The organism is Dyella sp. (assembly GCF_036746095.1).
In the GTDB taxonomy this organism is placed as follows: Bacteria; Pseudomonadota; Gammaproteobacteria; order Xanthomonadales; family Rhodanobacteraceae; genus Dyella_B.
In genome coordinates this window covers 1-22,188 of record NZ_DAIOEU010000048.1, presented here as the reverse complement: position 1 = coordinate 22,188, position 22,188 = coordinate 1, and the positions used below count along the sequence as shown (strand labels likewise).

The 22,188-nt window shown below is 61.2% G+C and carries 22 protein-coding genes and 1 tRNA gene; 16 read left to right on the top strand and 7 right to left on the bottom strand.

The features are described 5' to 3' along the window. Positions 1-143: 143 nt before the first annotated feature. From V7M64_RS16850 to ruvB, 5 genes are all read left to right on the top strand, one after another. Complete coding sequence (locus V7M64_RS16850) at positions 144-869, top strand: YebC/PmpR family DNA-binding transcriptional regulator (RefSeq protein WP_333680674.1); 726 nt, start codon at positions 144-146, stop codon at positions 867-869. Positions 870-879: 10 nt separating this feature from the next. Next, the gene (ruvC, locus tag V7M64_RS16845; protein WP_333680673.1) at positions 880-1,401 is read left to right on the top strand and encodes a crossover junction endodeoxyribonuclease RuvC; all 522 of its coding nucleotides are present in this window, start codon (positions 880-882) and stop codon (positions 1,399-1,401) included. Continuing rightward, entirely contained in the window at positions 1,398-1,994 is a 597-nt protein-coding gene (ruvA, locus tag V7M64_RS16840; RefSeq protein WP_333680672.1) for a Holliday junction branch migration protein RuvA, read from the top strand. Before ruvC ends, ruvA begins: the two co-directional genes overlap by 4 nt. Before the next feature lie 21 nt (positions 1,995-2,015). Further along, positions 2,016-3,893, top strand: coding sequence for a potassium transporter Kup (locus tag V7M64_RS16835; RefSeq protein ID WP_333680691.1), 1,878 nt, complete (start codon positions 2,016-2,018; stop codon positions 3,891-3,893). Between the two features lie 120 nt (positions 3,894-4,013). Then, the gene (gene ruvB, locus V7M64_RS16830; RefSeq protein WP_333680671.1) at positions 4,014-5,057 is read left to right on the top strand and encodes a Holliday junction branch migration DNA helicase RuvB; all 1,044 of its coding nucleotides are present in this window, start codon (positions 4,014-4,016) and stop codon (positions 5,055-5,057) included. Between the two features lie 14 nt (positions 5,058-5,071). On the opposite strand, the gene V7M64_RS16825 is transcribed toward ruvB, so the two are convergent. Together V7M64_RS16825 and V7M64_RS16820 are read right to left on the bottom strand one after the other, a co-directional pair. Then, positions 5,072-5,383, bottom strand: coding sequence for a hypothetical protein (locus V7M64_RS16825; RefSeq protein WP_333680670.1), 312 nt, complete (start codon positions 5,381-5,383; stop codon positions 5,072-5,074). A gap of 54 nt (positions 5,384-5,437) precedes the next feature. Next, a complete protein-coding gene (locus V7M64_RS16820) occupies positions 5,438-6,430 on the bottom strand; it encodes a hypothetical protein (protein ID WP_333680669.1) in 993 nt (330 codons plus the stop codon). Positions 6,431-6,729: 299 nt separating this feature from the next. Between V7M64_RS16820 and ybgC the strand changes: the two genes are divergently transcribed. The 11 genes from ybgC to V7M64_RS16765 all read left to right on the top strand — a co-directional run bounded on the left by ybgC (position 6,730) and on the right by V7M64_RS16765 (position 14,729). Continuing rightward, positions 6,730-7,137 carry a tol-pal system-associated acyl-CoA thioesterase gene (gene ybgC, locus V7M64_RS16815; protein ID WP_333680667.1) on the top strand — a complete coding sequence of 136 codons (408 nt, stop codon included), beginning with the start codon at positions 6,730-6,732 and terminating at the stop codon, positions 7,135-7,137. A gap of 62 nt (positions 7,138-7,199) precedes the next feature. After that, positions 7,200-7,883 carry a protein TolQ gene (tolQ, locus tag V7M64_RS16810; protein WP_333680665.1) on the top strand — a complete coding sequence of 228 codons (684 nt, stop codon included), beginning with the start codon at positions 7,200-7,202 and terminating at the stop codon, positions 7,881-7,883. 14 nt (positions 7,884-7,897) lie between these two features. Beyond that, positions 7,898-8,344 (top strand): protein TolR, encoded by a 447-nt coding sequence (tolR, locus tag V7M64_RS16805; RefSeq protein ID WP_333680663.1) that lies wholly within the window; start codon positions 7,898-7,900, stop codon positions 8,342-8,344. Then, complete coding sequence (gene tolA / locus V7M64_RS16800; protein WP_333680661.1) at positions 8,331-9,269, top strand: cell envelope integrity protein TolA; 939 nt, start codon at positions 8,331-8,333, stop codon at positions 9,267-9,269. Before tolR ends, tolA begins: the two co-directional genes overlap by 14 nt. Positions 9,270-9,280: 11 nt before the next feature. After that, complete coding sequence (gene tolB / locus V7M64_RS16795) at positions 9,281-10,597, top strand: Tol-Pal system beta propeller repeat protein TolB (RefSeq protein WP_333680660.1); 1,317 nt, start codon at positions 9,281-9,283, stop codon at positions 10,595-10,597. Positions 10,598-10,847: 250 nt separating this feature from the next. Beyond that, positions 10,848-11,357: a peptidoglycan-associated lipoprotein Pal gene (gene pal, locus V7M64_RS16790; RefSeq protein ID WP_333680659.1), complete on the top strand. Its 510-nt coding sequence runs from the start codon at positions 10,848-10,850 to the stop codon at positions 11,355-11,357. A 2-nt stretch (positions 11,358-11,359) separates the two neighbouring features. Next, complete coding sequence (gene ybgF / locus V7M64_RS16785; protein WP_333680689.1) at positions 11,360-12,205, top strand: tol-pal system protein YbgF; 846 nt, start codon at positions 11,360-11,362, stop codon at positions 12,203-12,205. Between the two features lie 10 nt (positions 12,206-12,215). Further along, a complete protein-coding gene (queE, locus tag V7M64_RS16780) occupies positions 12,216-12,908 on the top strand; it encodes a 7-carboxy-7-deazaguanine synthase QueE (protein WP_333680657.1) in 693 nt (230 codons plus the stop codon). A 255-nt stretch (positions 12,909-13,163) separates the two neighbouring features. After that, entirely contained in the window at positions 13,164-13,844 is a 681-nt protein-coding gene (gene queC, locus V7M64_RS16775) for a 7-cyano-7-deazaguanine synthase QueC (protein WP_333680655.1), read from the top strand. Positions 13,845-13,916: 72 nt separating this feature from the next. Continuing rightward, positions 13,917-13,992, top strand: a tRNA-Lys gene (locus V7M64_RS16770). Positions 13,993-14,330: 338 nt separating this feature from the next. Further along, positions 14,331-14,729 (top strand): hypothetical protein, encoded by a 399-nt coding sequence (locus V7M64_RS16765; protein ID WP_333680654.1) that lies wholly within the window; start codon positions 14,331-14,333, stop codon positions 14,727-14,729. A 14-nt stretch (positions 14,730-14,743) separates the two neighbouring features. Here the strand turns inward: V7M64_RS16765 and V7M64_RS16760 are convergent, their stop codons facing one another. The 5 genes from V7M64_RS16760 to V7M64_RS16740 all read right to left on the bottom strand — a co-directional run bounded on the left by V7M64_RS16760 (position 14,744) and on the right by V7M64_RS16740 (position 21,939). After that, positions 14,744-15,064, bottom strand: a complete 321-nt coding sequence (locus V7M64_RS16760; protein WP_333680653.1) for a hypothetical protein — start codon at positions 15,062-15,064, stop codon at positions 14,744-14,746. A 463-nt stretch (positions 15,065-15,527) separates the two neighbouring features. Then, on the bottom strand, positions 15,528-18,365 hold the full coding sequence (locus V7M64_RS16755; RefSeq protein ID WP_333680652.1) for an autotransporter outer membrane beta-barrel domain-containing protein: 2,838 nt from the start codon (positions 18,363-18,365) through the stop codon (positions 15,528-15,530). 513 nt (positions 18,366-18,878) lie between these two features. After that, positions 18,879-19,625 (bottom strand): VTT domain-containing protein, encoded by a 747-nt coding sequence (locus V7M64_RS16750; RefSeq protein WP_333680650.1) that lies wholly within the window; start codon positions 19,623-19,625, stop codon positions 18,879-18,881. After that, positions 19,622-20,179 carry a nucleoside deaminase gene (locus V7M64_RS16745; protein ID WP_333680688.1) on the bottom strand — a complete coding sequence of 186 codons (558 nt, stop codon included), beginning with the start codon at positions 20,177-20,179 and terminating at the stop codon, positions 19,622-19,624. Before V7M64_RS16745 ends, V7M64_RS16750 begins: the two co-directional genes overlap by 4 nt. After that, positions 20,179-21,939 (bottom strand): glutamine--tRNA ligase/YqeY domain fusion protein, encoded by a 1,761-nt coding sequence (locus V7M64_RS16740; RefSeq protein ID WP_333680649.1) that lies wholly within the window; start codon positions 21,937-21,939, stop codon positions 20,179-20,181. The genes V7M64_RS16745 and V7M64_RS16740 overlap by 1 nt, the downstream gene beginning before the upstream one ends. Positions 21,940-22,188: the final 249 nt, after the last annotated feature.

Genomic DNA, 22,188 nt, shown 5'->3' with positions numbered 1-22,188 from the left:
GCAAGCTTGACGCCAGATTGGCCCTCATCCGACCCTTCGGCCACCTTCTCCCCGAAGGGGAAAAGGAAGGCGATAAGGAGAGCGATGGCGCAATGCAGTAAAATCCCCCGCTTTCCACTTTCAGACCCAAGCCAGGTATCCCCATGGGTAGAGGCCCGTCCATCGAAGGTCGCAAGAATGCCGAAGACGCCAAGCGCGCCAAGGTGTTCACCAAGCTGATCCGCGAAATCACCGTTGCCACGCGCGCCGGCGTGCCCGACCCGGCGCTCAACCCGCGCCTGCGCACGGCCGTCGACAAGGCGCTGACCGCCAACATGTCCAAGGACACCATCGAGCGCGCGATCAAGCGCGGCTCCGGCGCCGACGGCGGCGCGAAGATGGAAGAACTGCGCTACGAAGGCTACGGGCCGGGCGGCATTGCGCTGATCATCGAATGCTTCACCGACAACACCGTCCGCACCGTCGCCGACGTGCGTCATGCGTTGACCAAGCATGGCGGCAACCTGGGTACCAGCGGTTCGGTGGCGTTCCAGTTCACGCGCTGCGGCGAGCTGGTGTTTCCCACCGGCGGCGATGAGGCGAAGGAAGAAAAGATCCTCGAAGCCGCACTCGATGCCGGTGCCGACGACGTGGTCAACGAACACGGTGAAAGCACCGTGATCTGCGCACCGGAAAACTTCGAAGCCGTGCAGCAGAAGCTGATCGAGGCCGGCCTCGATGCGCAGCACGCCGGTGTGGTGATGCGTCCGAACAACCGCACGGCGGTGTCCGGCGAAACGCTGGAAACCCTCACCGACCTGCTCGAAAAACTCGACGGCCTCGACGACGTGAGCGAGGTCTATCACAACGCGCTGCTGCCGGCCGAATAACGAGCCTTTGATGATCCGTATCATCGGCATCGATCCTGGCAGCCAACGCACGGGCATCGGCATCGTCGATGTCGATGCCGCCGGCAAGCTGTCGCATGTTTTCCATGTCGCGCTGGTGGTGGCGGGCGAAGAGGATTTTCCGCTCCGCCTGAAGCGCATCTTCGAAGGCGTGGATGGGATCATTTCGATGCATCGTCCGGTGGAGTGCGGCATCGAGCGCGTGTTCATGGCGCGCAATCCCGATTCCGCACTCAAGCTCGGACAAGCGCGTGGCGCGGCGATTTGCGCGGTGGTCAATCGTGGCATCGCAGTACACGAATACGCGGCGACCGAAGTCAAGAAAGCAGTCGTTGGCGGCGGCCGCAGCGACAAAAGCCAGGTACAACACATGATCGGTGTACTGCTCGGCCTCAAAGGGCCGATCCAGGCGGACGCAGCTGATGCGCTGGCCATCGCCGTCGCACACGCGCACACCCGTTCCAGTCTCGAACGCGTGGGTATTCCGCGCACCGCATGGAGACGTCGCCGATGATCGGTCGACTTAGAGGCACGCTTGTTTCGAAGCAGCCACCGTGGCTGCTGGTGGAAGTGGGCGGCGTGGGCTACGAGTTGGAAGCGCCCATGTCCACCATCTACGACCTGCCGCAAACCGGCAAGGAAGTGACGCTGCTCACCCACTACGCGGTGAAGGAAGACAGCGTGGCGCTGTACGGGTTTCTGCACGAATCCGAGCGCGCATTGTTTCGCAATCTGTTGAAAGTCAGCGGCATCGGCGCAAAAACCGCGCTGGCCGTGCTATCGGGTGTCTCGACGCAGGATTTCGCGCGGTTGGTACAGGCCGGCGACGTGGTCGCGCTCACCAAGATTCCCGGCATCGGCAAAAAGACGGCCGAACGCATCGTGGTCGAATTGCGCGATCGCGTGGACGGCCTCGGCGCCGGCGCGCCGGGTCTCGCCGTCGCGCCAGGCGCGCCGGCCGATCCGGCGGCCGAAGCCACCGTGGCGTTGCAGCAGCTCGGCTACAAGCCGGCGGAAGTGAGCCGGCTGGTGCAGAAGGTGGCCGAGCCGGGCGACAACGCAGAAACCATTATTCGCAAGGCGCTGCGCGCCGCACTCGGGAGTTGAACCGTGGGTAGTCATCAAGGAATGAGCGAGGCCGATACCAAGAAGCGGCTGGCCGCATTGGCGCTGGGCGCCGTCGGCGTGGTCTACGGCGATATCGGCACCAGTCCGCTCTACACCCTGCAGACCGCACTCAGCCACGACGGCATGAGACCCACGCCGGAAAGCATTTACGGTGTGCTGTCGCTGATCTTTTGGGCGCTCATCATCGTGGTGTCGCTCAAGTACGTGTTGTTCATCATGCGCGCCGACAACAAGGGCGAGGGCGGCATCATGGCGCTGATGGCGCTCACCCTGCGTGGCGTGGGCGGCCAGCCCAAATTGCGCTGGCTGCTGGCGATCATCGGCATCTTCGGCGCGTCGCTGTTCTATGGCGATGGCGTGATCACGCCGGCCATTTCGGTGCTGTCCGCGGTGGAAGGCGTGAAAGTGGCCGCACCCGGCCTTGCGCATTGGGTGGTGCCGATCACGGCGGTGATCCTGTTTTTCCTGTTTGCGCTGCAACGGCATGGCACGGAGCGCGTGGGCAAACTGTTCGGCCCGGTGATGGTCATCTGGTTCATCGTGATTGCCGTGCTTGGCGTTCGCATGATCCTGCAGGAGCCGCACGTGCTGTACGCGCTAAACCCGTATCACGGCGTGCGCTTCTTCATCACCCACGGTTTGCAGGCGTATATCGCGCTGGGCAGCGTGGTGCTGGCGGTGACCGGCACCGAGGCGCTGTATGCGGACATGGGGCATTTCGGCAAGCGGCCGATCCGCCTGGCCTGGTTCAACTTCGTGCTGCCCGCGCTGGTGCTCAACTACTTCGGGCAGGGCGCCCTGCTGTTGCATCATCCGGAGGCGATCGACAATCCGTTCTACAAAACGGTGCCGTCGATGCTGCTGTACCCGATGATCGCGCTGGCCACGGCGGCCACGGTGATTGCATCGCAGGCGGTGATTTCCGGTGCATTCTCGATGACGCGCGAGGCCATGTCGCTGGGCTATTCGATGCGCATGCCGGTGGTGCATACCTCGCGCGAGATGTCCGGCCAGATCTTCGTGCCATGGATCAACGCCTTCCTGCTGGTGATGGTGCTGCTGGCGGTGTTCGGTTTCCGCAGCTCGGAGAACCTGAGTGCGGCTTACGGCATCGCCGTCACCGGCACCATGGCCATTACCACCGTGCTGGCGCTGTTCGTGGCGCGGCACCAATGGGGTTGGCGCGCACCGATTTTGATCGTGGTGGGGGCGATTCTGCTGACCATCGACATCGCGTTCTTCTCCGCCAACCTGATCAAGGTGGAATACGGCGGCTGGTTCCCGCTGGTGCTGGGCCTGGCCGTATTCGTGGTGATGACCACCTGGCGCCGCGGGCGCGAACTGGTGGTGCGCGAAATCAAGCAAGGCGGCCTGGCGCTGTCGCCCTTCATCGACAACATCGCCGAGCATCCGCCGCTGCGCGTGCCGGGTACGGCGGTGTTCCTTACCGCCAACCAGAATGCCGTGCCGCATGCGTTGCTGCATAACCTCAAGCACAACAAGGTTCTGCACGAACGCAACGTGATGCTGACGGTGGAAGTGCTGGAAACGCCGATGGCCGATCCGGAGGAGCGCATCCACCTGTCGCCGTTGGGCAGCGACTTCTACAGCCTGGAAATCCGCTTCGGCTTTGCCGAGGATCCGAACATCCCGCTGGCTCTGTCCAAATGCGCCAAGAGCGGCTTGCCGTTCGACCTGATGGACACCACCTTCTTCCTGTCGCGCGAAAACATCGTCGCCGACAAGCGCCGCCCGGGCATGGCGCTGTGGCGCGATCGGCTGTTTGCCTTCATGTCGCGCAATGCGCTGCCGGCGACGGCGTTCTTCCAGATTCCGGGCAATCGCCTGATCGAGCTGGGGACGCAGCTGGAGATTTGATTCGGCGCAGGGCGTGCTGCTTTCGCAGGCTGGAATGAAATCCCGGCATTCCGCAAACTAAAGTGGGGATTTCATCCCAGCCTCCGCCCCCGCGAGCTCGCTCTCAGCCATAATCGCTCTATGTCCGATCACCGCATCATCACTGCCGCCGCCCAGCTCGACGACGAAGCGCTCGAGGCATCGATCCGTCCCAAGCGCCTCAATGAATACCTGGGGCAGCAGGCGGTGCGCGAGCAGTTGTCGATCTACATCGAGGCCGCGAAGAAGCGCGGCGGTGCGCTCGATCACGTGTTGATCTTCGGGCCGCCGGGCCTCGGCAAGACCACGCTGAGCCATGTGATCGCCAATGAGCTGGGCGTCAACATCCGCTCCACCTCCGGCCCCGTGCTGGAGCGTGCGGGCGACCTGGCCGCGCTGCTTACCAATCTCGAAAAGAACGACGTATTGTTCGTCGACGAGATCCATCGTCTCTCGCCCGTGGTGGAGGAAGTGCTCTATCCGGCGATGGAAGATTTCCAGATCGACATCATGATCGGCGAAGGTCCGGCCGCGCGTTCGATCAAGCTGGACTTGCCGCCGTTCACCTTGATCGGCGCCACCACACGCGCAGGTCTCTTAACGGCGCCGTTGCGCGATCGCTTCGGCATCGTGCAACGCCTGGAGTTCTATTCGCCCGATGAGCTCACCGCGATCGTGCGCCGCTCGGCGCGCATTCTCGGTATTGCCTGCGAAGTGGAAGGCGCACAGGAAATCGCGCGCCGTTCGCGCGGCACGCCGCGTATCGCCAATCGTCTGCTGCGCCGTGTGCGCGATTACGCCGAAGTGCGTGCAGACGGCCATATCACGCTGGCGGCAGCACAGGCGGCAATGACCATGCTCAAAGTCGATGCCGAAGGTTTCGACGAGCTGGATCGCCGCCTGATCACCATCATCATCGAGAACTTCGATGGCGGTCCGGTAGGCGTGGAATCGCTGGCCGCCGCGCTCAGCGAAGATCGCGGCACGCTGGAAGACGTGGTCGAGCCCTATTTGATCCAGCAAGGCTTCTTGATTCGCACGGCGCGCGGCCGCATGGCCAGCGCGAAAGCCTGGCGTCACCTCGGGCTCACGCCGCCACCGCGACAACCGCAAGCGGGTGATCTTTTCAATGGCGGTGGAGAGTGAGTTTATAGCATGGGTTAAATTAGGTGCTTTATACTGACGATAAGGCTACATAGCCAAAGCGCTATGCCAAGCATACCCATGATAAGTATAAATGGTTCTGGGCGATATTCTGGAGATTTAAAGCCGCTGTAAATTTGTTTGATAGTAAATGAAAGTCTCACGGGGGGCTTGTATTTCCTGAAGGCTTCGCACCATGCAAAGCACAGAAAACCGGCGGCAAATAAATAAGACGCGGCTGATTGTGCTTGTATAAACCAAAACGCTGCGAAAAATAACAAAATACTTGCTTTTATCAGCTGTGCGTTTAAAAGCTGTTTGCTTGCCATGTGTACTTCTCCAAAAAAGTAGCGAGCAAGACCTTGCTCGCCACTTTAAGTCTATTAATAGCAGCCGTTACTACTCCAGTAGTAATCCATGGCTTGAAACTCGCCGAAGTCTCCGGCTCGATTTCCGCTGGTGCTAACGGGATACCCAAACAGGGCATCAAAGGATGATTGATATTGCCCTTGCTTTGTCAAATCCAAGGATTGATTAGCTGCATCAACCATGCCTGCCACAGTGCCGCCAATGGCTTCGTTAAGAGAGGGATCGTATGTCTCAATCAGGTTGTTGATTTCAGTTCCGATAGCCCAGCCAACACTGGCAGCGACTGCTACATTCTTTCCAACATACATGGATGTTTCTGCAATGGCCGCTGTCGGCCCTACGCTTCCGACAGGGGCAGTGCGAAACTCCAGATAGATTTCCTGAATAGTCATGTCCAGTGTCGGGGTCGCCATCGGGGTTACGAGTTCTGACGTCGGCGACACCGTAGGTGCTACAGAATCAAGTGCCGCGATCTTTGTATCAAAGGCACTCCGAGTATTGGCGGTTGCATACGAGTTGACAGCTGCTTTCACCGGCTCGGTACCAAAAGCCTTGGCTACTCTTATGAGCGACTGATCACTTAGATTTTGTGCAAAAACTTTCAAAAGTGGTTGTGATTTTCCTTGAGTGTTCGCTGTATAGAATTTCGCCAGGTCCTGGAGCTCACGCTCTGAAAGGTTGTTCAAAATATGCTCGGTGCTCCCATATTGAAAGTTGCTTTCAATAATGCTTGCGAAATTTTCATGAATTTCATTGGGGGAAGAGCCTAGCCTGCTAACACGTACTTGAAATTCAGGTTGTCCTGAGTAGCTGAAATCTTTGATTGGTTGCGGAGCCTTTCCGACTGACCAGCCCCAATTAGGATCGGGCGCATTTGGGTCGTGAGGGCAGAGCGCCTGTTGCATTTCTGGCTTTACCGTGGCTTCCTCTGCAATCGCGTTGCCCCAGGGTGAAGCTGCTGTTGCGGCGATCAGTAATGCGGGCGCAATAAGGTGTTTCTTTTTCATTTTTACCCCTTTAAAGCATTTGTAGGTTGGAGTCATTGCTTTTGGCACGGCTCATTTAAAAGTAACCAACGAACGTGCAACTCCAATCTGCAACGGGCGCGCTAAATCAAGTAGGGGTGAGAGCGGTCGTTTGATGTAGTCCTCGCGTCCGATAGAGATAGGTATCTACTTGCCAGTGCTGGCGTGTCTTCTGACGAGGAGTGTGGTACCGAAAGGGTGGTTTTACGGTGCCGCCGTTCGTGCTAGGGCGTGTCTGTTAGACTGCGCAGCTGTACCCCAAGCTTTATCATGACTAAGCCATGCCTCCCCCCTTTCAGTGGCCTATCCGCGTTTATTGGGAAGACACCGACGCCGGCGGCGTGGTGTACCACGCCAGCTACCTGCGCTTCCTGGAGCGCGCGCGCACGGAATGGCTGCGCGCCCTGGGCGTGGACCAGATGGCGTTCAAGCAGGCGACCGGGCTGGCCTTCATGGTGCATCGGATGGAGATCGACTTCCTCAAGCCCGCCCTGCTGGACGATGAACTGGCCGTCGCGGTGGAAGTCAAAGATCGCCGTTCAGCCAGTATTCTTTTCGCGCAATCGATTACCCGCGCGGATGGCGCCGTGCTGATCCAGGCGCAAATACGTGCGGCTTGCGTGGACCTGGCAAGGATGCAGCCCGCCCGGATACCGGAAGACATCATTGGCCGGATTGCCCGAGGTTGATCCTCGATCCGGCCTTGCCCAAGTACTTGAGTTAGCCCTATGCGGTGGAGAGCCCCCAAGCCATGAACGGTGGATTGAACGTTTTCGAGATCGTTTCGAGCGCAAGCTTGCCAGTGCAGCTGGTGATGCTGGTGTTGCTGGTGCTCTCGTTCTTGTCGTGGGTGATCATCATCCGCAAGTACACGCAGCTCAAAGCCGCGATGCATAACGCCGAGTCGTTCGAGGAACGCTTCTGGTCGGGCGCCGACCTGGCGCAGCTGTTCCGCGAAGTGAGTAACAGCGGCGACGGCGGCGGCATGGAAAGCATCTTCGAATCCGGCTTCCGCGAGTTCGTGCGTCAGCGCCAGCGCCGCGGCGCCGACGTGCCCACGGTGATCGAAGGCTCCGAGCGCGCGATGCGCGTGGCCGGTACCAAGGAAATCGGCCTGCTCGAACGCAACCTGGAATTCCTCGCCAACGTCGGTTCCATCAGCCCGTACGTAGGCCTGTTCGGCACGGTGTGGGGCATCATGGGCGCCTTCCAGGGCCTGGGCGAAATGAAGGACGTCACCATCGCCGTGGTGGCGCCGCACATTTCCGAAGCACTGATCGCCACCGCGATGGGCCTGTTCGCCGCGATCCCGGCGGTGTGGGCGTACAACCGCTACGCCAACAAGGTCGAGCGCGTCGCCTCGCGCTACGAGGTGTTCCAGGAAGAGTTCTCCTCGGTGCTGCAGCGGCAGATCCAGATCGACGATAACCACTGACGAGGCCCGCGACCATGCGTACTTCCGCGCGCCACAAGCGACTAAAGCTCAAATCCGAAATCAACGTCGTGCCCTACATCGACGTGATGCTGGTGCTGCTGATCATCTTCATGGTCACCACGCCGATGCTCAATTCCAACGTCGACGTCAACTTGCCGCAAGCCAACGCCAAGTCGTTGCAGGACAAGAAGGAACCGGTGATCGTCTCGGTCGACACCCAGGGCCAGATGTACCTCACCCTGGGCACCAGCAAGAAGGAACCCATCGACGCCGATGCGCTGAAGGTGAAGGTCGGCGCGTTCGTCAAGCAGAATCCGGATGTGAGCGTGCTGGTCGCGGGCGATCGCGAAGGCAAGTACGACGGTGTGTATCAGGTATTGGCCTTGTTGCAGCAGGCCGGTGTGGCCAAGGTTGGTTTGATGAGTGCGCCGGAGTCGGGCAAGCCGAATGGAAGACCGTAACGCCAGAGGTACGCCAATAGCGGTCGTACTGTCGGCCGTTCTCCATCTGGGTATCGTCGCCTTCCTCTTCCTGGCGATGCTGCCCTGTACGGCGTACGAGAAATTCCTCACCACGCTGCACCTGCCCAACCCGATCAGCTGCACGCCGCCGCCGCTGCAGCTCAGCGGTCCGGTGATCGAAGCCACGTTGCTGGGCAATACCGCCGCGCCGCCGCCGAAGTCGGAGAAGGTGAAGCCAGTGCCGAACACGGTACCTCCGCCGCCTTCCGTGCCACCGCCGCCGGCGCCGCCGATACAGCAGCCCAAGCCCAGCCAATTGCCCCCGCCGCCGGAGCATCCGGACGTGGTGGACCAGGAACGCGTGGTGCAGGATGCCCTGGAAAAGGCCGAGAACGCCAAGAAAGAACAGGAAGAAAAGCAGCGTCAGCGCCAGGCTGAGTTGGACGCCCAGGCGGCCAAGAAGAAAGCCGAGCAGGAGAAGGTGGACCAGCTGTTCAAGCAGCTCGATGCGGCGTCGGCGCAGACCCAGAAGGCCGATAGCAAGGCCAAGCAGGCCAAGCAGCAGCTGGCGGATATCAAGAATGCGCAAGCCGATGGGCAGGAGAACCTGCCGAATGCGAACCAGCGCCAGACTGGCAACAATTCCAACAGCACGCTGCTGTCGCAATACATGGCCGCAATTCAGAACGCCGTCACGCAGAATTGGATCAGGCCGGATAACATGCCGAACGCGCCGTGCGTGGTTCACATCGTGCAGATCCCCGGCGGGCAAGTGCTGAGCGCCAAGGCATCGCCCAGCTGCCCGTATGATGCGGCCGGCAAGAAATCCGTCGAGGATGCCGTGCTACGCGCACAACCGCTGCCTTACCAGGGTTTTGAAAGCGTGTTCCAGCGCGACATCAATTTCACCTTCATTCCGCAGTGAGCAAGCTCCCCATGCGCAGATCATCCCGATCACTACTTACCCTCGTCCTGCTGCTGATCGCCGCATTGGTGACGGGCCCTGCCTTCGGCCAGGCGTTGAACGTGCAGATCGTCGGCGGCATCAAGTCGGCCACCCCGATCGCCGTGGTGCCGTTCGCCCAGCAGGGTGCGCCGCTACCGACGGACATTGCCGACGTGATCCGCAACGACCTCAATCGCTGCGGCAAATTCCGCTCGTTGGCGGTCAGTGAGATCGTCGAGCAGCCCAGCCAGGGCTCGGACATCAAGTTCGCCACCTGGCGCCTGCTCAAGCAGGACTACATCGTGATCGGCCGCATCAAGGATGCCGGCAACGGCATGGTGACGGTGGAATACGAACTGTGGGACGTCAATCGCCAGCAGCGCCTGCTCGGCGAGGCGATGTCGCCGGCGGCCACCAGCGACTTGCGCAGCGTCGCGCATCAGATCGCCGACAAGATCTTCCAGCAGATCACCGGCATCCCCGGCGCGTTCTGGACGCGCATCGCCTACGTCACCATGGTCGGCACCGGCAACAACGCCAACTATTCGCTGATCGTGGCCGATTCGGATGGCTATAACCCGCAGGTGGTGGCGCGCTCGCACGAGGCGCTGCTGTCACCGAAGTGGTCGCCGGATGGTTCACGCATTGCCTACGTCTCGTTCGAAAGCGGCGACTCGGCCATCTATATCCAGAACATCTCCACCGGTGCCCGCCAGTTGATCTCCGCCCGCAAGGGCATCAACGGTGCGCCGGCCTGGTCGCCCGATGGCAGCAAGCTCGCGGTGGCGCTCTCCTATACCGGCAACCCGGAGATCTACGTGATGGACCTGGCCAGCCGCCAGGAAACCCGCCTGACCCGCAGCCTGGCCATCAACACCGAGCCGGTCTGGTCCCCGGATGGCCAGAGCATCTATTTCACCTCCGACCGCTCCGGCCGGCCGCAGATCTATCGCGTGGCCGCTTCGGGTGGCACGCCCGAGCGTGTCAGCTTCCAGGGCCAGCAGAACCTCGATGCCGCGGTCAGCTACGACGGCAAGCAGATTGCCATGGTGCAGGCCAATGGGAACGTGTATCGTATCGCCATCATGGACCAGAGCCTCGGTGGGCAGGTGCGCTTCATCTCGCCCGGTCCGATTGACGAATCGCCAAGCTTCGCGCCGAACGCCAGCATGTTGATCTACGCCGCCACCGATGGAAGCCGAGACGTGCTCTACGCCGTATCGAATGATGGCATGGTGCGTCAGCGCCTGGCGCTTGCCGACGGCGATGTTCGCTCGCCGGCTTGGGGACCCTATCGCAAGCAATGATTTGATCCAGCCGCGCTCCTGAGGGAAGGCGGCTGGGACGACCCGAGAGGGGGCCGGAGCATGCGAATGTTCCGGTCGGGCGTGACCCGTTTGCCATGCCTGTTTTGCTGGCCTCTGCAGTACAATGCGTGGCTATGCTTTAAAGTGAAGAAAAAATAAAAACTACAGCCGGCCCACCGGCGACTACTGACCTGTAAACCGCAATCGTCATTGACTGTCGGAAACCAAACCCGTTTGAAGGAACGTCACCATGAATAAGACCGTTCGTATCGCCCTGGTCGCCCTGCTCTGCGTCGGTGCGGCCGCTTGCTCCAAGAAGCAGGAAGTTAAGCCCCAGCCTCCGCAGCAGGAAACCCAGCAGCAGGCCCCGGCCCAGACCGGCGAGCACAAGTACACCGCCGCTGATCTCGACACCGATGCCTGCCTGAAGCAGCGCACCGTGTACTTCGACTTCGACAAGGACGAAGTGAAGCCGGAGTTCCAGCAGATCATGCAGTGCCACGCCAAGTTCCTGCAGGATGTGCCCACCGCCCGCATGCGCCTGGAAGGCAACGCCGACGAGCGCGGTACGCGTGAATACAACCTGGGCCTCGGCGAGCGTCGTGGCAATGCCGTGTCCAGCGCGCTGCAGGCCAATGGCGGTTCGTCCAGCCAGATCAGCGTGATCAGCTACGGCAAAGAGAAGCCGGTGTGCCGCGAGCACAACGAGGATTGCTGGAGCAAGAACCGTCGCGTTGAGATCGTCTACACGGCGACATAATGGTGGTTCGATTGGCTCATCGCTTCACGGCCAATCTCAGCATGGCGGGCGCCTTGGCGTCCGCCATGCTGTTTATGGCGCCCGTGCATGCGCAGAATTCCCCCATGAGCCTGGCCGACCGCGTTGCCCGCCTCGAGCAGCAACAGCAGAACCAGGATCAGAACAAGCTCAACCAGCTCAACCAGCTGCAGCAAATGCAGCAGACCATGCAGCAGATGCAGGGCCAGATCGAAGAACTGCAGCATCAGGTGCAGCAGTTGCAGGACCAGAGCAAGGCGCAGTATGCCGACCTTGACAGCCGCGTCGGCCGCCTCGAAAAGCAGGGCAGCGCCAACCCGGCGTCTTCGTCCAGCGCGCCATCCGCAGCCAATGCATCGGCACCCGGCAGCTCGGCTTCCGCCGCTGCGCCGCCCGCCGCTTCCACGCCGGCAGTGCCGGCCGAATCGGCAGCCCAGAAAGCCGCTGCGCAAACGGCATACAACGCCGCCTTCAAATCCTTGCGCGCAGGCGATTACGTGTCGTCATCGCGCGGCTTCCGCGAGTTCATCCAGAAATACCCCAACGACGCGCTGACGCCGAACGCGTTTTATTGGCTGGGCGAGTCCTACTATGCGACCACCAACTACCAGGTCGCGGTGGAAGCCTTCAAGCATCTGCTGAGCCAATATCCGCAAAGCGAAAAAGTACCGGACGCCACGCTCAAGCTCGGCTACAGCCAGCTGGAAATGAAACAGACGGACGCGGGCGTCGCCACGCTGAAGTCGGTGGTCAGCAAATACCCCAGTTCCAACGCGGCCAAACTGGCCCAGGAACGCCTGCGGCGTATCTCGCAGCAGACGGCTCGGTGAGGTTCAAGCGGTGAGCAGCAGCCCGGTGAACGTGGAAACCGCCACGCCGGTCCAGCCTGCGGCCGAGCGCCTGCGCATCACCGAGATCTTCCATTCGATCCAGGGCGAGGCCGATGCGCTCGGCTGGCGCACTGTCTTCGTGCGCCTTACTGGCTGCCCGCTGCGCTGCGTGTGGTGCGATACCGAGTATTCGTTCTACGGCGGCAACTGGCGCGATATCGAGGACATCCTTGCCGAAGTCGCCGCGCACGGCGCCTCGCACGTGTGCGTGACCGGTGGCGAGCCGCTGGCGCAGAAGCGCTGCCTGATCCTGCTGCGCAAGCTCTGCGATGTAGGTTATGAGGTATCGCTGGAAACATCCGGCGCGCTCGACGTTGCCGATGTCGATCGACGTGTGCGCAAGGTGATGGATCTGAAGGCGCCGGATTCCGGCGAAGCCCAACGCAACCTGTGGTCGAACCTCGATCATCTGTTGCCGCATGACCAAGTGAAGATCGTGATCGCCAGCCGCGCCGACTACGAATGGGCGCGCGGCGTCGTGGCGGAGCATCGCATCGATCAGCGCTGCATGGTGCTGTTCTCGCCGGTGCATGGCAAGGTCGAGCCGCGTGCGCTGGCGGAATGGATCATCGAAGACAAATTGCCCGTGCGTTTTCAGCTGCAGCTGCACAAGCTGCTGTGGAATGATGCGCCGGGCCATTAGTGCATGTCTGCTTGAGGACGGCGCACGCCTGCCTCGCCGTCATTCCGGCGAAGGCCGGAATCCAGTAAAAAATGACGTGCGCAGCACGCGACATAAAAGTTTTGAGTGCTTCGCACGAAGTACTTCACTGGATTCCGGCCTGCGCCGGAATGACAAGTGAAACTCCCTGCGCAAGGGATAAACATGCGCCCCGGCCTGTGTCGCCGGTAGCGTTCCCGGCCGGTGACCGGCCGTATTTCTGCAATGGAATTCACCATGTCAGCATCGCCACCCCGCAAAGCCGTCATCCTCGTTTCCGGCGGCATGGACTCCGCCGTCACCATCGCCATCGCCCGCGAACAGGGCTATCAGGTGCACGGCTTGAGTGTCGCCTACGGCCAACGCCATAGCTCCGAACTGGATGCAGCAGCGCGCGTTGCAACCATGCTCGGCGCCGTCGAGCACAAGACCGTGCACGTCGATCTGCGCAGCATCGGCGGTTCCGCGCTCACCGCCGACATCGACGTGCCAGAGCAGGGCGGTGACGGCATCCCCATCACCTACGTGCCCGCACGCAACACCATCATGCTGTCGGTGGCGCTCGGTTGGGCCGAAGTGCTCGGCTCCACCGACATCTGGTGCGGCGTCAACGCGGTGGATTATTCGGGCTATCCCGACTGCCGTCCCGCTTTCATCGAAGCCTTCGAAAAGCTTGCCAACGTCGCCACCAAGGCCGGCGTGGAAGGCGCGAGCATCCGCATCCACGCACCGCTGATGGCCATGAGCAAGGCGGACATCGCCCGTGAAGGCCACCGCCTGGGCCTGGATTTTTCCGCCACCGTCAGCTGCTATCAGGCCGACGCTGAAGGCCGCGCCTGCGGCCGCTGCGATGCCTGTCGCCTGCGCGCGCAGGGCTTTCGTGAAGCCGGCCTGCCCGATCCCACCCGCTACGTCTGAGAAACACCCGAAATCGGCCGCATTGCTTGTGCCGCAGCCGCCCAGACCTTAAAATTGCCAGCTTACTTTTCCGGGCCGTTAGCTCAGCCGGTAGAGCAGCGGACTTTTAATCCGTTGGTCGACAGTTCGAATCTGTCACGGCCCACCAAGACATGCTCCGGCGATATCCCGTTATCCCGGAAACAAAAGACCCCGTCTAAAGCGGGGTTTTTTGTTGCCTGCGATTCGCCTTATGCGGTGACTGTCAGCCTCAAGGTGAGCAGCCATGGCCAAGTGGTGCACGCCTACCGAGAAGAACGTGCAAATAGGGCAAAGACTTACAACAAAATAGGACGAGAGCTTGCGCAAAAATCGTCTTTCGTTGCTTCCATGTGTTGATTCATTCTGATCGCGGGAAATCCTTCCATCGAGCAGAGGGCGCATCATGTTTTGCTTTTCCCGCAAATTTTTTCGTCAAACCATCCTGGCTACGCTGACCGCTTGGGCATGACCACCGTGGTTGCCGCGCAAGGTGCGGCACCGGCTGCAGGCTTAGGCCAATCGTGGCCGAACGTGCCCGACATCAGCGCCAATCCGCATCACCACGTTTATCGATTTGACCGCGATGGCGTGGAGTACATCCAGGTCAACGACCTTCAAGGTAAGGTGCGCGGCGCCATCGGTATTGCGCAAGGCGTAACGTTTGCGCTACCGATGGGTGACGATGCGCAAAACGTCATGGTCCCTGCTGATGGCTCGCCAAGGGATTTGACGCAGATGGTTTATCAGGATGAAGGTCTGGTGGTTGGGTTGCTCTCCCAGGGCGATGGCAGTGCAAACATCACGGCAGCGGTTGCCTGTGGTGATCCCGAGCACTGCACGCAGAATGGCATCGTTGCTCAGTAATCATCTCGTCATGGCTAGTTCGCCCACAGGCGCACGGGTGCCTTAATAATGAGTGGCGGTACTGATGCAAGCAGAACCCATGTCGATCCATAGCCATCCGCGAACCCGAGGTTGCGATAAACGAGCGGCACCGCTTCGCCCACTGCCAATGCGATCCAATAGCGATATGGCACCAAAAGAAGCCAGGCGATACGAAGCCCTGCAACGAATGGCCAGGGCGCGTTGGAAAGGGATTCCACGATCATCAGGTAGGCGAGGGCGTATCCCAGCGCTACCCCAGACTGAGTCAGCCAGCGGTGGTTCAGCCATTTTTTCTCGACAATACGGATGAGCATTTTCCCTTTGCCCTCTGGCGACATCGTGTTGCGAAGGCATGCTATGTCTGACTTTTTCTCCGGCCAGGCGCCACGTCCCCCCCTCACAGCCAAGGTAAGTTGAATGCGATGCCGCATCCTATCGGCGAACCCTGACGATATTTGACAGGCATTCGCCGATTCCGTTTTGGAGCGGCAACACCCAGGATGCCTACACTCCCGCTTGGCCGCTGCATGCGCACTTCCACCCAGCCGTGAGGCTCGGCGCGCTGCGACTAAAAAGAACATCCTTACTTTCCTTGTTTACATTCCCCAATCGCGCGCTGACCAAGCGGGAGCTCCTTTGCAGTGAAACGTCCCAGGGCCGCCGTGGCCGATGGCCAGGACATTTTCATCCGCGCATCGGGGCGGGAATTGTGGACGTATAAGGATTACCCGGTCGCGGAGGGCGCGCTCGCCATCGCGCCAGGACCCAGCCGTCCATTCACCAATGCACCACGGCGCCGACGTTGCCGCCAACCTCCCTGCGGCCGGCATCGCCGCCAGCGTCGTAGCCGAACGCGGCGAATATTTTCACGTGCCGCGTGATGCGCTTTTGCCCGCCAAACTTCAGCTCCCACCAAGTTCCCCTCAAGTCGGAACGAAAGGACGGGTTGCCATCGCTGGTGGGATAGGTGGTGCGTGGATTGGCATGGAATTCATGCCAAGCGTTCAAGGTAATGGACCAGTCCAGTCCACCCACCGCTGCGTTCGTGGAGATATTGCTCAACTGCACGCCGACGCGCCCCGCCAGCGAGCTGACGTTGCCGAATTGCACGGTCTCGAAATCGTTGCGCGCGCTATCGATACGCAGGTGCTGGTAGATCGCTTGCGCTTGAGGTTGCAAGGTTAGGCGGGGAGTTAAGGCGAGGCGACGCCAGCCGCCCTCCAATGATGCGCCCCATCCGGTTGCGCCGGTGGCAAGGTTTTGCACCGCCTCACTGGAGCTGGCGTGCACCGAGTCGTACCAGGTGGCCTGCAATACGCCATCGACATAGCTGCCATCGTGGCCGTAATGCGTCCAATAGGCGGCGGCAGATGCAGCGTCGATGCGATGGGAGCCGGCCGTGATGTCACCGGACAAGAGACCGTCATGCGTCACTGTCGAGGATAGATGGCCGAAGGAGCCATAGACACCTGCATCGTCGTGCGGCGTATCGCCGGCGCCGCTTTTATACAGATGGGCGCCCACCTGCACGGCGGTCAGGCTGTAATCGAACGCCGGACCGTTGCCGGCGAGGCCAGTGCCTTGCTGTTTGCCGCTTTCACCGAACACGCGCGCCCATGCGACGGGATTCGCGTGGCCGTTGGAAGGCTCCCACGTGTCATCGGCGTCTTCATCACCCACGCGATCATGCAGCGAACCCAGAAAGGCTCGCCCCAGCTGCAACATCGCCGAAGGCAGCGCCGTGTTCAATGAGGTTTCGCGGTTGTAGATTGGCTTTTCAGGTGTGGGCGGCGCCGGTGTTGGCGGAGGGGGCGGCGCCGGTGTCGGACTCGGTGTCGGTGCTGGGGGAGGTGCTGGAGTTGGTGTAGGAGTGGGTGTTGGGGTAGGTGCGGGAGTGGGAGCAGGTGTCGGCGTTGGACTAGGTGTGGGTGTCGGAACAGGCGCTGGTGTTGGAGCAGGAACCGGTGTTGGCGTAGGAGCGGGCGTAGGCACGGGAAGTGCGTCACGCAAATACCAGTTGTAGGGCGCGCTACCATCCACGGCGCCACGAAAAAGATCGTATTCATAAGGGCCGCGCACCAGCGGCTGCGGCAACGCAAACGAACGCGGGAGCGTGATACCGCCGTCGGCTGTTTGCACCACCAGAATGCCATTCCCCTGCGTCAGGTCGGCATTGCCCGAAGCGTTGATGTTCAGCGCGTGCGCGCCAATCGTGGCGTTGGCATTTGGTCCATCGAGCAGGATCTTGTCCGAGCTGTTTTCGCCGCCATCCAATTGAGTGTTGAGTGTGATGCTGCCGGGGCCGAGGCTGGCCAGCGAGCCGGTAATGGTCAGCGTTTTGTAGGCGCCACCGGGTTGGAAGAAGATGCTGCCGTTATTGGACAGATCGCCGTTGATGCGAGAGTCGGCTGTCATGGTCCACTGGCTGGTCTGGTCGATAGAAAGTTTGTTGACGTTGCTGATGGCGCCCACCAGCTCACTGCCGCTGTTCAATGCAATGCTGACGAAACTGCGGCCGCCAGGGGTGTACGCATAGGCGTTATTGCGAACAAGGATGTTGCCAATCAGCACAGTCCTGTTGGCGACAAGCGCGGCATTGCCAGGCGAATCGGGAACGTCCTGTACTTCCATTGCCACCCCGGTGGCTGCTTGGACGTTCGATTCGTCCAGCAGTATGTTGGCGGTGCCGCCATAAACGTTGATGGCGTTGCCGCTGATGGCCGTGCCCGGAATCTGGCCTCCTCCCGGTATCGTGGTCAATGTACTGTTGGCGATCGTCACGCTGTTGACGATGCCAGTGCCCTGCGAATACGACGACAGCGCGGTGGCGCCGAGCCCCTGGCCGGTGGCAACGACGCCGGTGACATCCATGGCGCCGCCATCGCGCAGGATCATCGCGCTACTGTTTTGGCCATTGGCGATGATCTGGCCGGAATGGAGCATCACCAGCGTACCGGTGCCATTGGATGCCGCGCCAGACGAAACATTGCTGACGATGCTGAAGTTGTTGGCATTTACCAACGCGCTATCGAAGGCATTCACGCCCAGCGCGTGGTTGCCGGATGTGGCGATGCCAATGTCGTTGGCGGTCACCGTGGTGCCGGGCCCGCTTGCGAACAGGCCCGCAGCGTTATTGCTGCTGAGGGCGATGGAAGGGGCCACGCCCTGGCTATTTTTGGCAAGCGTGACGTCGGCACCGTTTTCCGCCATGACACCGTTGGCTTCATGGGTTCCAAATGCCGTATTGATGGTGATGCCTGCCGCGGTTACCAGCGTGCCGGCGCCGGTGGCGACAATCCCCGCTGCACCATCGGCATGCGTGTCGATGTTGAGTCGTGCGCCGTTTTGGGTGGGATTGCCTGTCAAACTCATGTGAGCCCCGTTTTCCACGTCGGCTCCATACGCATCGACGCCTGCTGTCGAGATGCTGCTCAACGTTGCATTGATCGTGCTGGGGCCAGCAGCACCGGTGCCCGTGGCATACAGGATCGTGCCTGCAGGTCCGGCATCGGAGCTTGAGTAGCTCAATGAAGGAAGATCAGGTGACGGAAGATTCTTCACTTCGCCATTTGCAGCCACCACCTGCTGCGCGCGCGCAACTTGCAAGGCATTCAAGATAAGAAGCGTAAGCAGGCAGGGTGCCATCTTGTGCCTGGATATCGAATGCGATGGCAAACCCTTCGTTACGTGCGCATGGGTGGCGGCACGCAAGAACCGCACGGCGGGAACAGGCCTACGGCATAGACGCCGCGTCATCACGCAGCATGATGCGGCAAGTCTTGAGAGGGGCACGGGCGAACCACCTGGGACACACCCGTTTGTATCGCGCAACAGCCATTTCCGTGAGTTGCTCATCACCCCTTTCCCTTCGGGGCCAACGATCGCGGCATCCTTTCAATGCACTTGTGAATGCGATGTCAATAATGAGCGTGTATCCCAGACCCTGGAAGAGCTAATGGAAGGTCAGTGGCGCGATCTCGGATGGCGGCATCACCGCCGTGCACAACCGCCTCTCCGGCATGCCGCTAAACAGGCGGCTTTCGACGAGCAGCACGAAGGATTTACGAACGCGGCCAGTTATGCCGCTTGGGTGTTCAATGCGCGGCTGACGCGGAAGCGAGGGTTTGCCTAGCCACGTGGGCGGGGATGATCGCCAGTTTTGTCTGTATGCGACGCCAATGGATGCCACCGCGACTTGAACCTCTCCAGCACCAGCGGTACGAGCGACAGCAGCGCCAGTACGCCCAGCGGTGCAATCACACTGGGATCAAAAATCAAGCCAAGGCCCACTTTCTGTCCGTGGGCGAGTGCATGCCCCAGCCCGGCGCCAATGGATGTTTCGAATATCAGCATGACGGTGCCACCAAACCAGGTGGCGCCAAGGAACAGCCACAGCGAACAGCGCAACCAGGCAAGCGCCATGGTGACCAGGCCGAACGGCGCGACGGGCACCAAACGCAGGAACAGCGTGTAAGCCACCGGGTGACGTTCAAACCCGTGATGCAATTTTTCCGCGATGGCGGGCGGGTGTTTGCTGCCGACGCCGAACGCGTATCGGCTGGCCAGGAACAGGATCAGCGAACCCAGCGTGAGCCCGATCGACGAATACGTGGTGCCTTCAACGACACCAAAAGCGAATCCGCCAGCGAGGATCAAGACGATAGTTACCGGAATACCGGTGCAAGTCGCCAGAATCAGCAGCCCGATATAAACAAGCCGGCTCATCCACGGATGCTCGGCAATATCGGCATGCAGTTGATGCTGGTGGGCAACGAGCTGCTCGGGGTGCATGCGATCGAACACGCCGGAGGCCAGCAGCACAATGCCCGCTGCGATCAGCAGCAGCAGCGGCAGCGCGGCGCGCAGGCGTTTCAATAGCGTTCTCCGCGCGCCCCATAGGCAGCCAGCACGCTGCGCGCCTGTTCACGCAGGATGTCGCGGCGCACATGGATGCCGCGGCGTTCCAGTTCACCGATCCAATCGGCGGGCAGCGGGCCTTCGTCGAATTCGGTGAGCGATTCCACGTCTTCGCCGCGCGCGCCGATCAGCAAGGTGTCCACGCCGGCCCAGAAGGTGGCGCCGTAACACTGGCAACAGGGTTGTGCGCTGGTGGCGAGCGTGTAGTGGCCGCCCTGTTCGTTTAAACGATAGCTTTGCAGGCGCTGCTGCGCAGCCATGTAGGCAAGCATTTCGGCATGGGCGACCGAACAGCTTTGCGGAATGACGCGGTTGGCTGCTGCGGCGATCAAGCGTCCGTGTTCATCGAACACGGCAGCGCCGAAGGGGCCGCCTAGGCCATGTTCGATATTGCGCCGTGACAACTCGATCGCCAGCCCTACTCGCTCTTCGTCCGTGAGATAGCGCCGGCTGGTGTCGGCGACGTCCTCGATCCACGGCGGCAGGGTGAGGTGGATCTGCAGCGGCAGCATCATGCGCCTTGTTTGGCCCAGGTGTCGCGCAGGGTAACAGCACGGTTGAACACGGGCGCTTCCGGCCGGTGATCGAGGCGATCGGCCACGAAGTAGCCAAGGCGCTCGAACTGATGGTGCTGTTCCGGGCTGGCCTTGGCCGCGGAAGGCTCCAGCCAGCCGCGCACGATGCGCTTGGCATCCGGATTGATATGCTCGATCCAGGTTTTGCCGTCGGTTTCGTCGTCTGGCGTGGGTACGTTGAACAGGCGGTCGTACAAGCGGATCTCGGCGGCCACGCCGTACCTGGCGCTGACCCAGTGGATGGTGCCTTTTACCTTGCGCTCGGCGCCGGGCATGCCGGAGCGGGATTCGGGATCGAGCGTGCAACGCACTTCGGCCACGCTGCCGTCGGCGGCCTTGATCACCTCCACGCACTTCACGATGCCCACGCCGCGCAGGCGCACTTCGCCATCGGGCTTCAGGCGATGGAAACCCTTCGGCGGCACTTCGGCGAAATCCTCGCGCTCGATCCACACCTCGCGCGAGAACGGAACCTGGCGGGTGCCGAAGCTTTCGTCCTTGGGATGGTTGGAGAAGGTCAGCGATTCCTCATGGCCTTCCGGCAGGTTGACGATCACCAGCTTGAGCGGATCGATCACCGCCATGCGGCGCGGCGCGGCGGCGTCCAGGTCTTCGCGCACGCAGTTTTCGAGGATGGCGTAGTCGATCACGCTGTTCTGCTTGCTGACACCCAGGCGCTCGATCAGCAGGCGAATGCCGCCCGCCGTGAAGCCACGCCGGCGCAAGCCGCGCAGGGTATTCATGCGCGGGTCGTCCCAGCCGTCCACCAGGCCTTCGTTCACCAACTGGGCCAGCTTGCGCTTGCTGGTGATCATGTAGCTGAGGTTGAGGCGGGAGAACTCGATCTGGCGCGGCTTGGCCGGCTCGGTCTTGAAGCCGGCGTCGCGCATGTGCCGCCACAGTTCCGGATGGTTGGGCAGGTCCACCTTGTCCACGAACCAGTCGTAGAGCGGGCGGTGATCCTCGAACTCCAGCGTGCACAGCGAATGGGTGATGCCTTCCAGCGCATCGGAAAGGCAGTGCGCGTAGTCGTACATCGGGTAAATCGGCCAGGCATCGCCGGTGTTCTGGTGGGTGACCTTGCGGATGCGGTAGATGGCCGGGTCGCGCAGGTTCATGTTGCCGGAGGCCATGTCGATCTTGGCACGCAGCGTCTTGCTGCCATCGGCGAATTCGCCCGCGCGCATGCGGGCGAACAGGTCCAGGTTTTCTTCCACGCTGCGGTCGCGATGAGGCGAATTGCGGCCCGGCTCGGTGAGCGTGCCGCGGTATTCGCGCATTTCCTCGGGAGTGAGGTCGTCCACGTAGGCGTGGCCGTCCTGGATCAGCTTGAGGGCAGCGCGGTAGAGCACCTCAAAGTAGTCGGAGGCATGGCGCAGGTCGTGCCAGTCGTAGCCGAGCCAGCGCACGTCGTCCTTGATGCCTTCGACGAACTCCGGGTCTTCCTTGCCGGGGTTGGTGTCGTCCAGGCGCAGGTTGCACCAGCCGGCGAACTCGCGGGCAATGCCGAAATCCAGGCAGATGGCCTTGGCGTGCCCGATATGCAGGTAGCCGTTGGGCTCGGGCGGAAAGCGCGTGCGGATGGCGGTGTGTTTCCCGCTACCCAGATCCTCGCGAATGATTTGACGGATGAAATCGCGCGGCGCATCGGTCTCGGGGGTGACGGCAGGCGTGGCGGCAGCGGACGAGGTGGACATCGGATCAAAGCTTCGCAGGTGCGGGAACCACCAAGTTTAACCGCTTGAAGGCATTACGTAAGCGCGGGCGATTGACGGCGGGCAGTAGCCTCTAGGCTGGGATGAAATCCCAGCTTTGCCAGTCAAAGAGATGCTGGGATTTCATCCCAGCCTGGGGACCGCAAAAGCCTTGACCCGTCATCCCGGCGAAAGCCCACTGCTGTCCGGCACGCTTTTTTCATGCAAACAAACCTGCCTGGACCTGTGCTA

What these genes read in the sequence shown, in the direction of transcription:
- V7M64_RS16850 (WP_333680674.1), top strand. Translation starts at nt 144, where the DNA reads ATGGGTAGAGGCCCGTCCATCGAAGGTCGCAAGAATGCCGAAGACGCC.
- ruvC (WP_333680673.1), top strand. Translation starts at nt 880, where the DNA reads ATGATCCGTATCATCGGCATCGATCCTGGCAGCCAACGCACGGGCATC.
- ruvA (WP_333680672.1), top strand. Translation starts at nt 1,398, where the DNA reads ATGATCGGTCGACTTAGAGGCACGCTTGTTTCGAAGCAGCCACCGTGG.
- V7M64_RS16835 (WP_333680691.1), top strand. Translation starts at nt 2,016, where the DNA reads ATGAGCGAGGCCGATACCAAGAAGCGGCTGGCCGCATTGGCGCTGGGC.
- ruvB (WP_333680671.1), top strand. Translation starts at nt 4,014, where the DNA reads ATGTCCGATCACCGCATCATCACTGCCGCCGCCCAGCTCGACGACGAA.
- V7M64_RS16825 (WP_333680670.1), bottom strand. Translation starts at nt 5,383, where the DNA reads ATGGCAAGCAAACAGCTTTTAAACGCACAGCTGATAAAAGCAAGTATT.
- V7M64_RS16820 (WP_333680669.1), bottom strand. Translation starts at nt 6,430, where the DNA reads ATGAAAAAGAAACACCTTATTGCGCCCGCATTACTGATCGCCGCAACA.
- ybgC (WP_333680667.1), top strand. Translation starts at nt 6,730, where the DNA reads ATGCCTCCCCCCTTTCAGTGGCCTATCCGCGTTTATTGGGAAGACACC.
- tolQ (WP_333680665.1), top strand. Translation starts at nt 7,200, where the DNA reads ATGAACGGTGGATTGAACGTTTTCGAGATCGTTTCGAGCGCAAGCTTG.
- tolR (WP_333680663.1), top strand. Translation starts at nt 7,898, where the DNA reads ATGCGTACTTCCGCGCGCCACAAGCGACTAAAGCTCAAATCCGAAATC.
- tolA (WP_333680661.1), top strand. Translation starts at nt 8,331, where the DNA reads ATGGAAGACCGTAACGCCAGAGGTACGCCAATAGCGGTCGTACTGTCG.
- tolB (WP_333680660.1), top strand. Translation starts at nt 9,281, where the DNA reads ATGCGCAGATCATCCCGATCACTACTTACCCTCGTCCTGCTGCTGATC.
- pal (WP_333680659.1), top strand. Translation starts at nt 10,848, where the DNA reads ATGAATAAGACCGTTCGTATCGCCCTGGTCGCCCTGCTCTGCGTCGGT.
- queC (WP_333680655.1), top strand. Translation starts at nt 13,164, where the DNA reads ATGTCAGCATCGCCACCCCGCAAAGCCGTCATCCTCGTTTCCGGCGGC.
- V7M64_RS16765 (WP_333680654.1), top strand. Translation starts at nt 14,331, where the DNA reads ATGACCACCGTGGTTGCCGCGCAAGGTGCGGCACCGGCTGCAGGCTTA.
- V7M64_RS16760 (WP_333680653.1), bottom strand. Translation starts at nt 15,064, where the DNA reads ATGCTCATCCGTATTGTCGAGAAAAAATGGCTGAACCACCGCTGGCTG.
- V7M64_RS16745 (WP_333680688.1), bottom strand. Translation starts at nt 20,179, where the DNA reads ATGCTGCCGCTGCAGATCCACCTCACCCTGCCGCCGTGGATCGAGGAC.
- V7M64_RS16740 (WP_333680649.1), bottom strand. Translation starts at nt 21,939, where the DNA reads ATGTCCACCTCGTCCGCTGCCGCCACGCCTGCCGTCACCCCCGAGACC.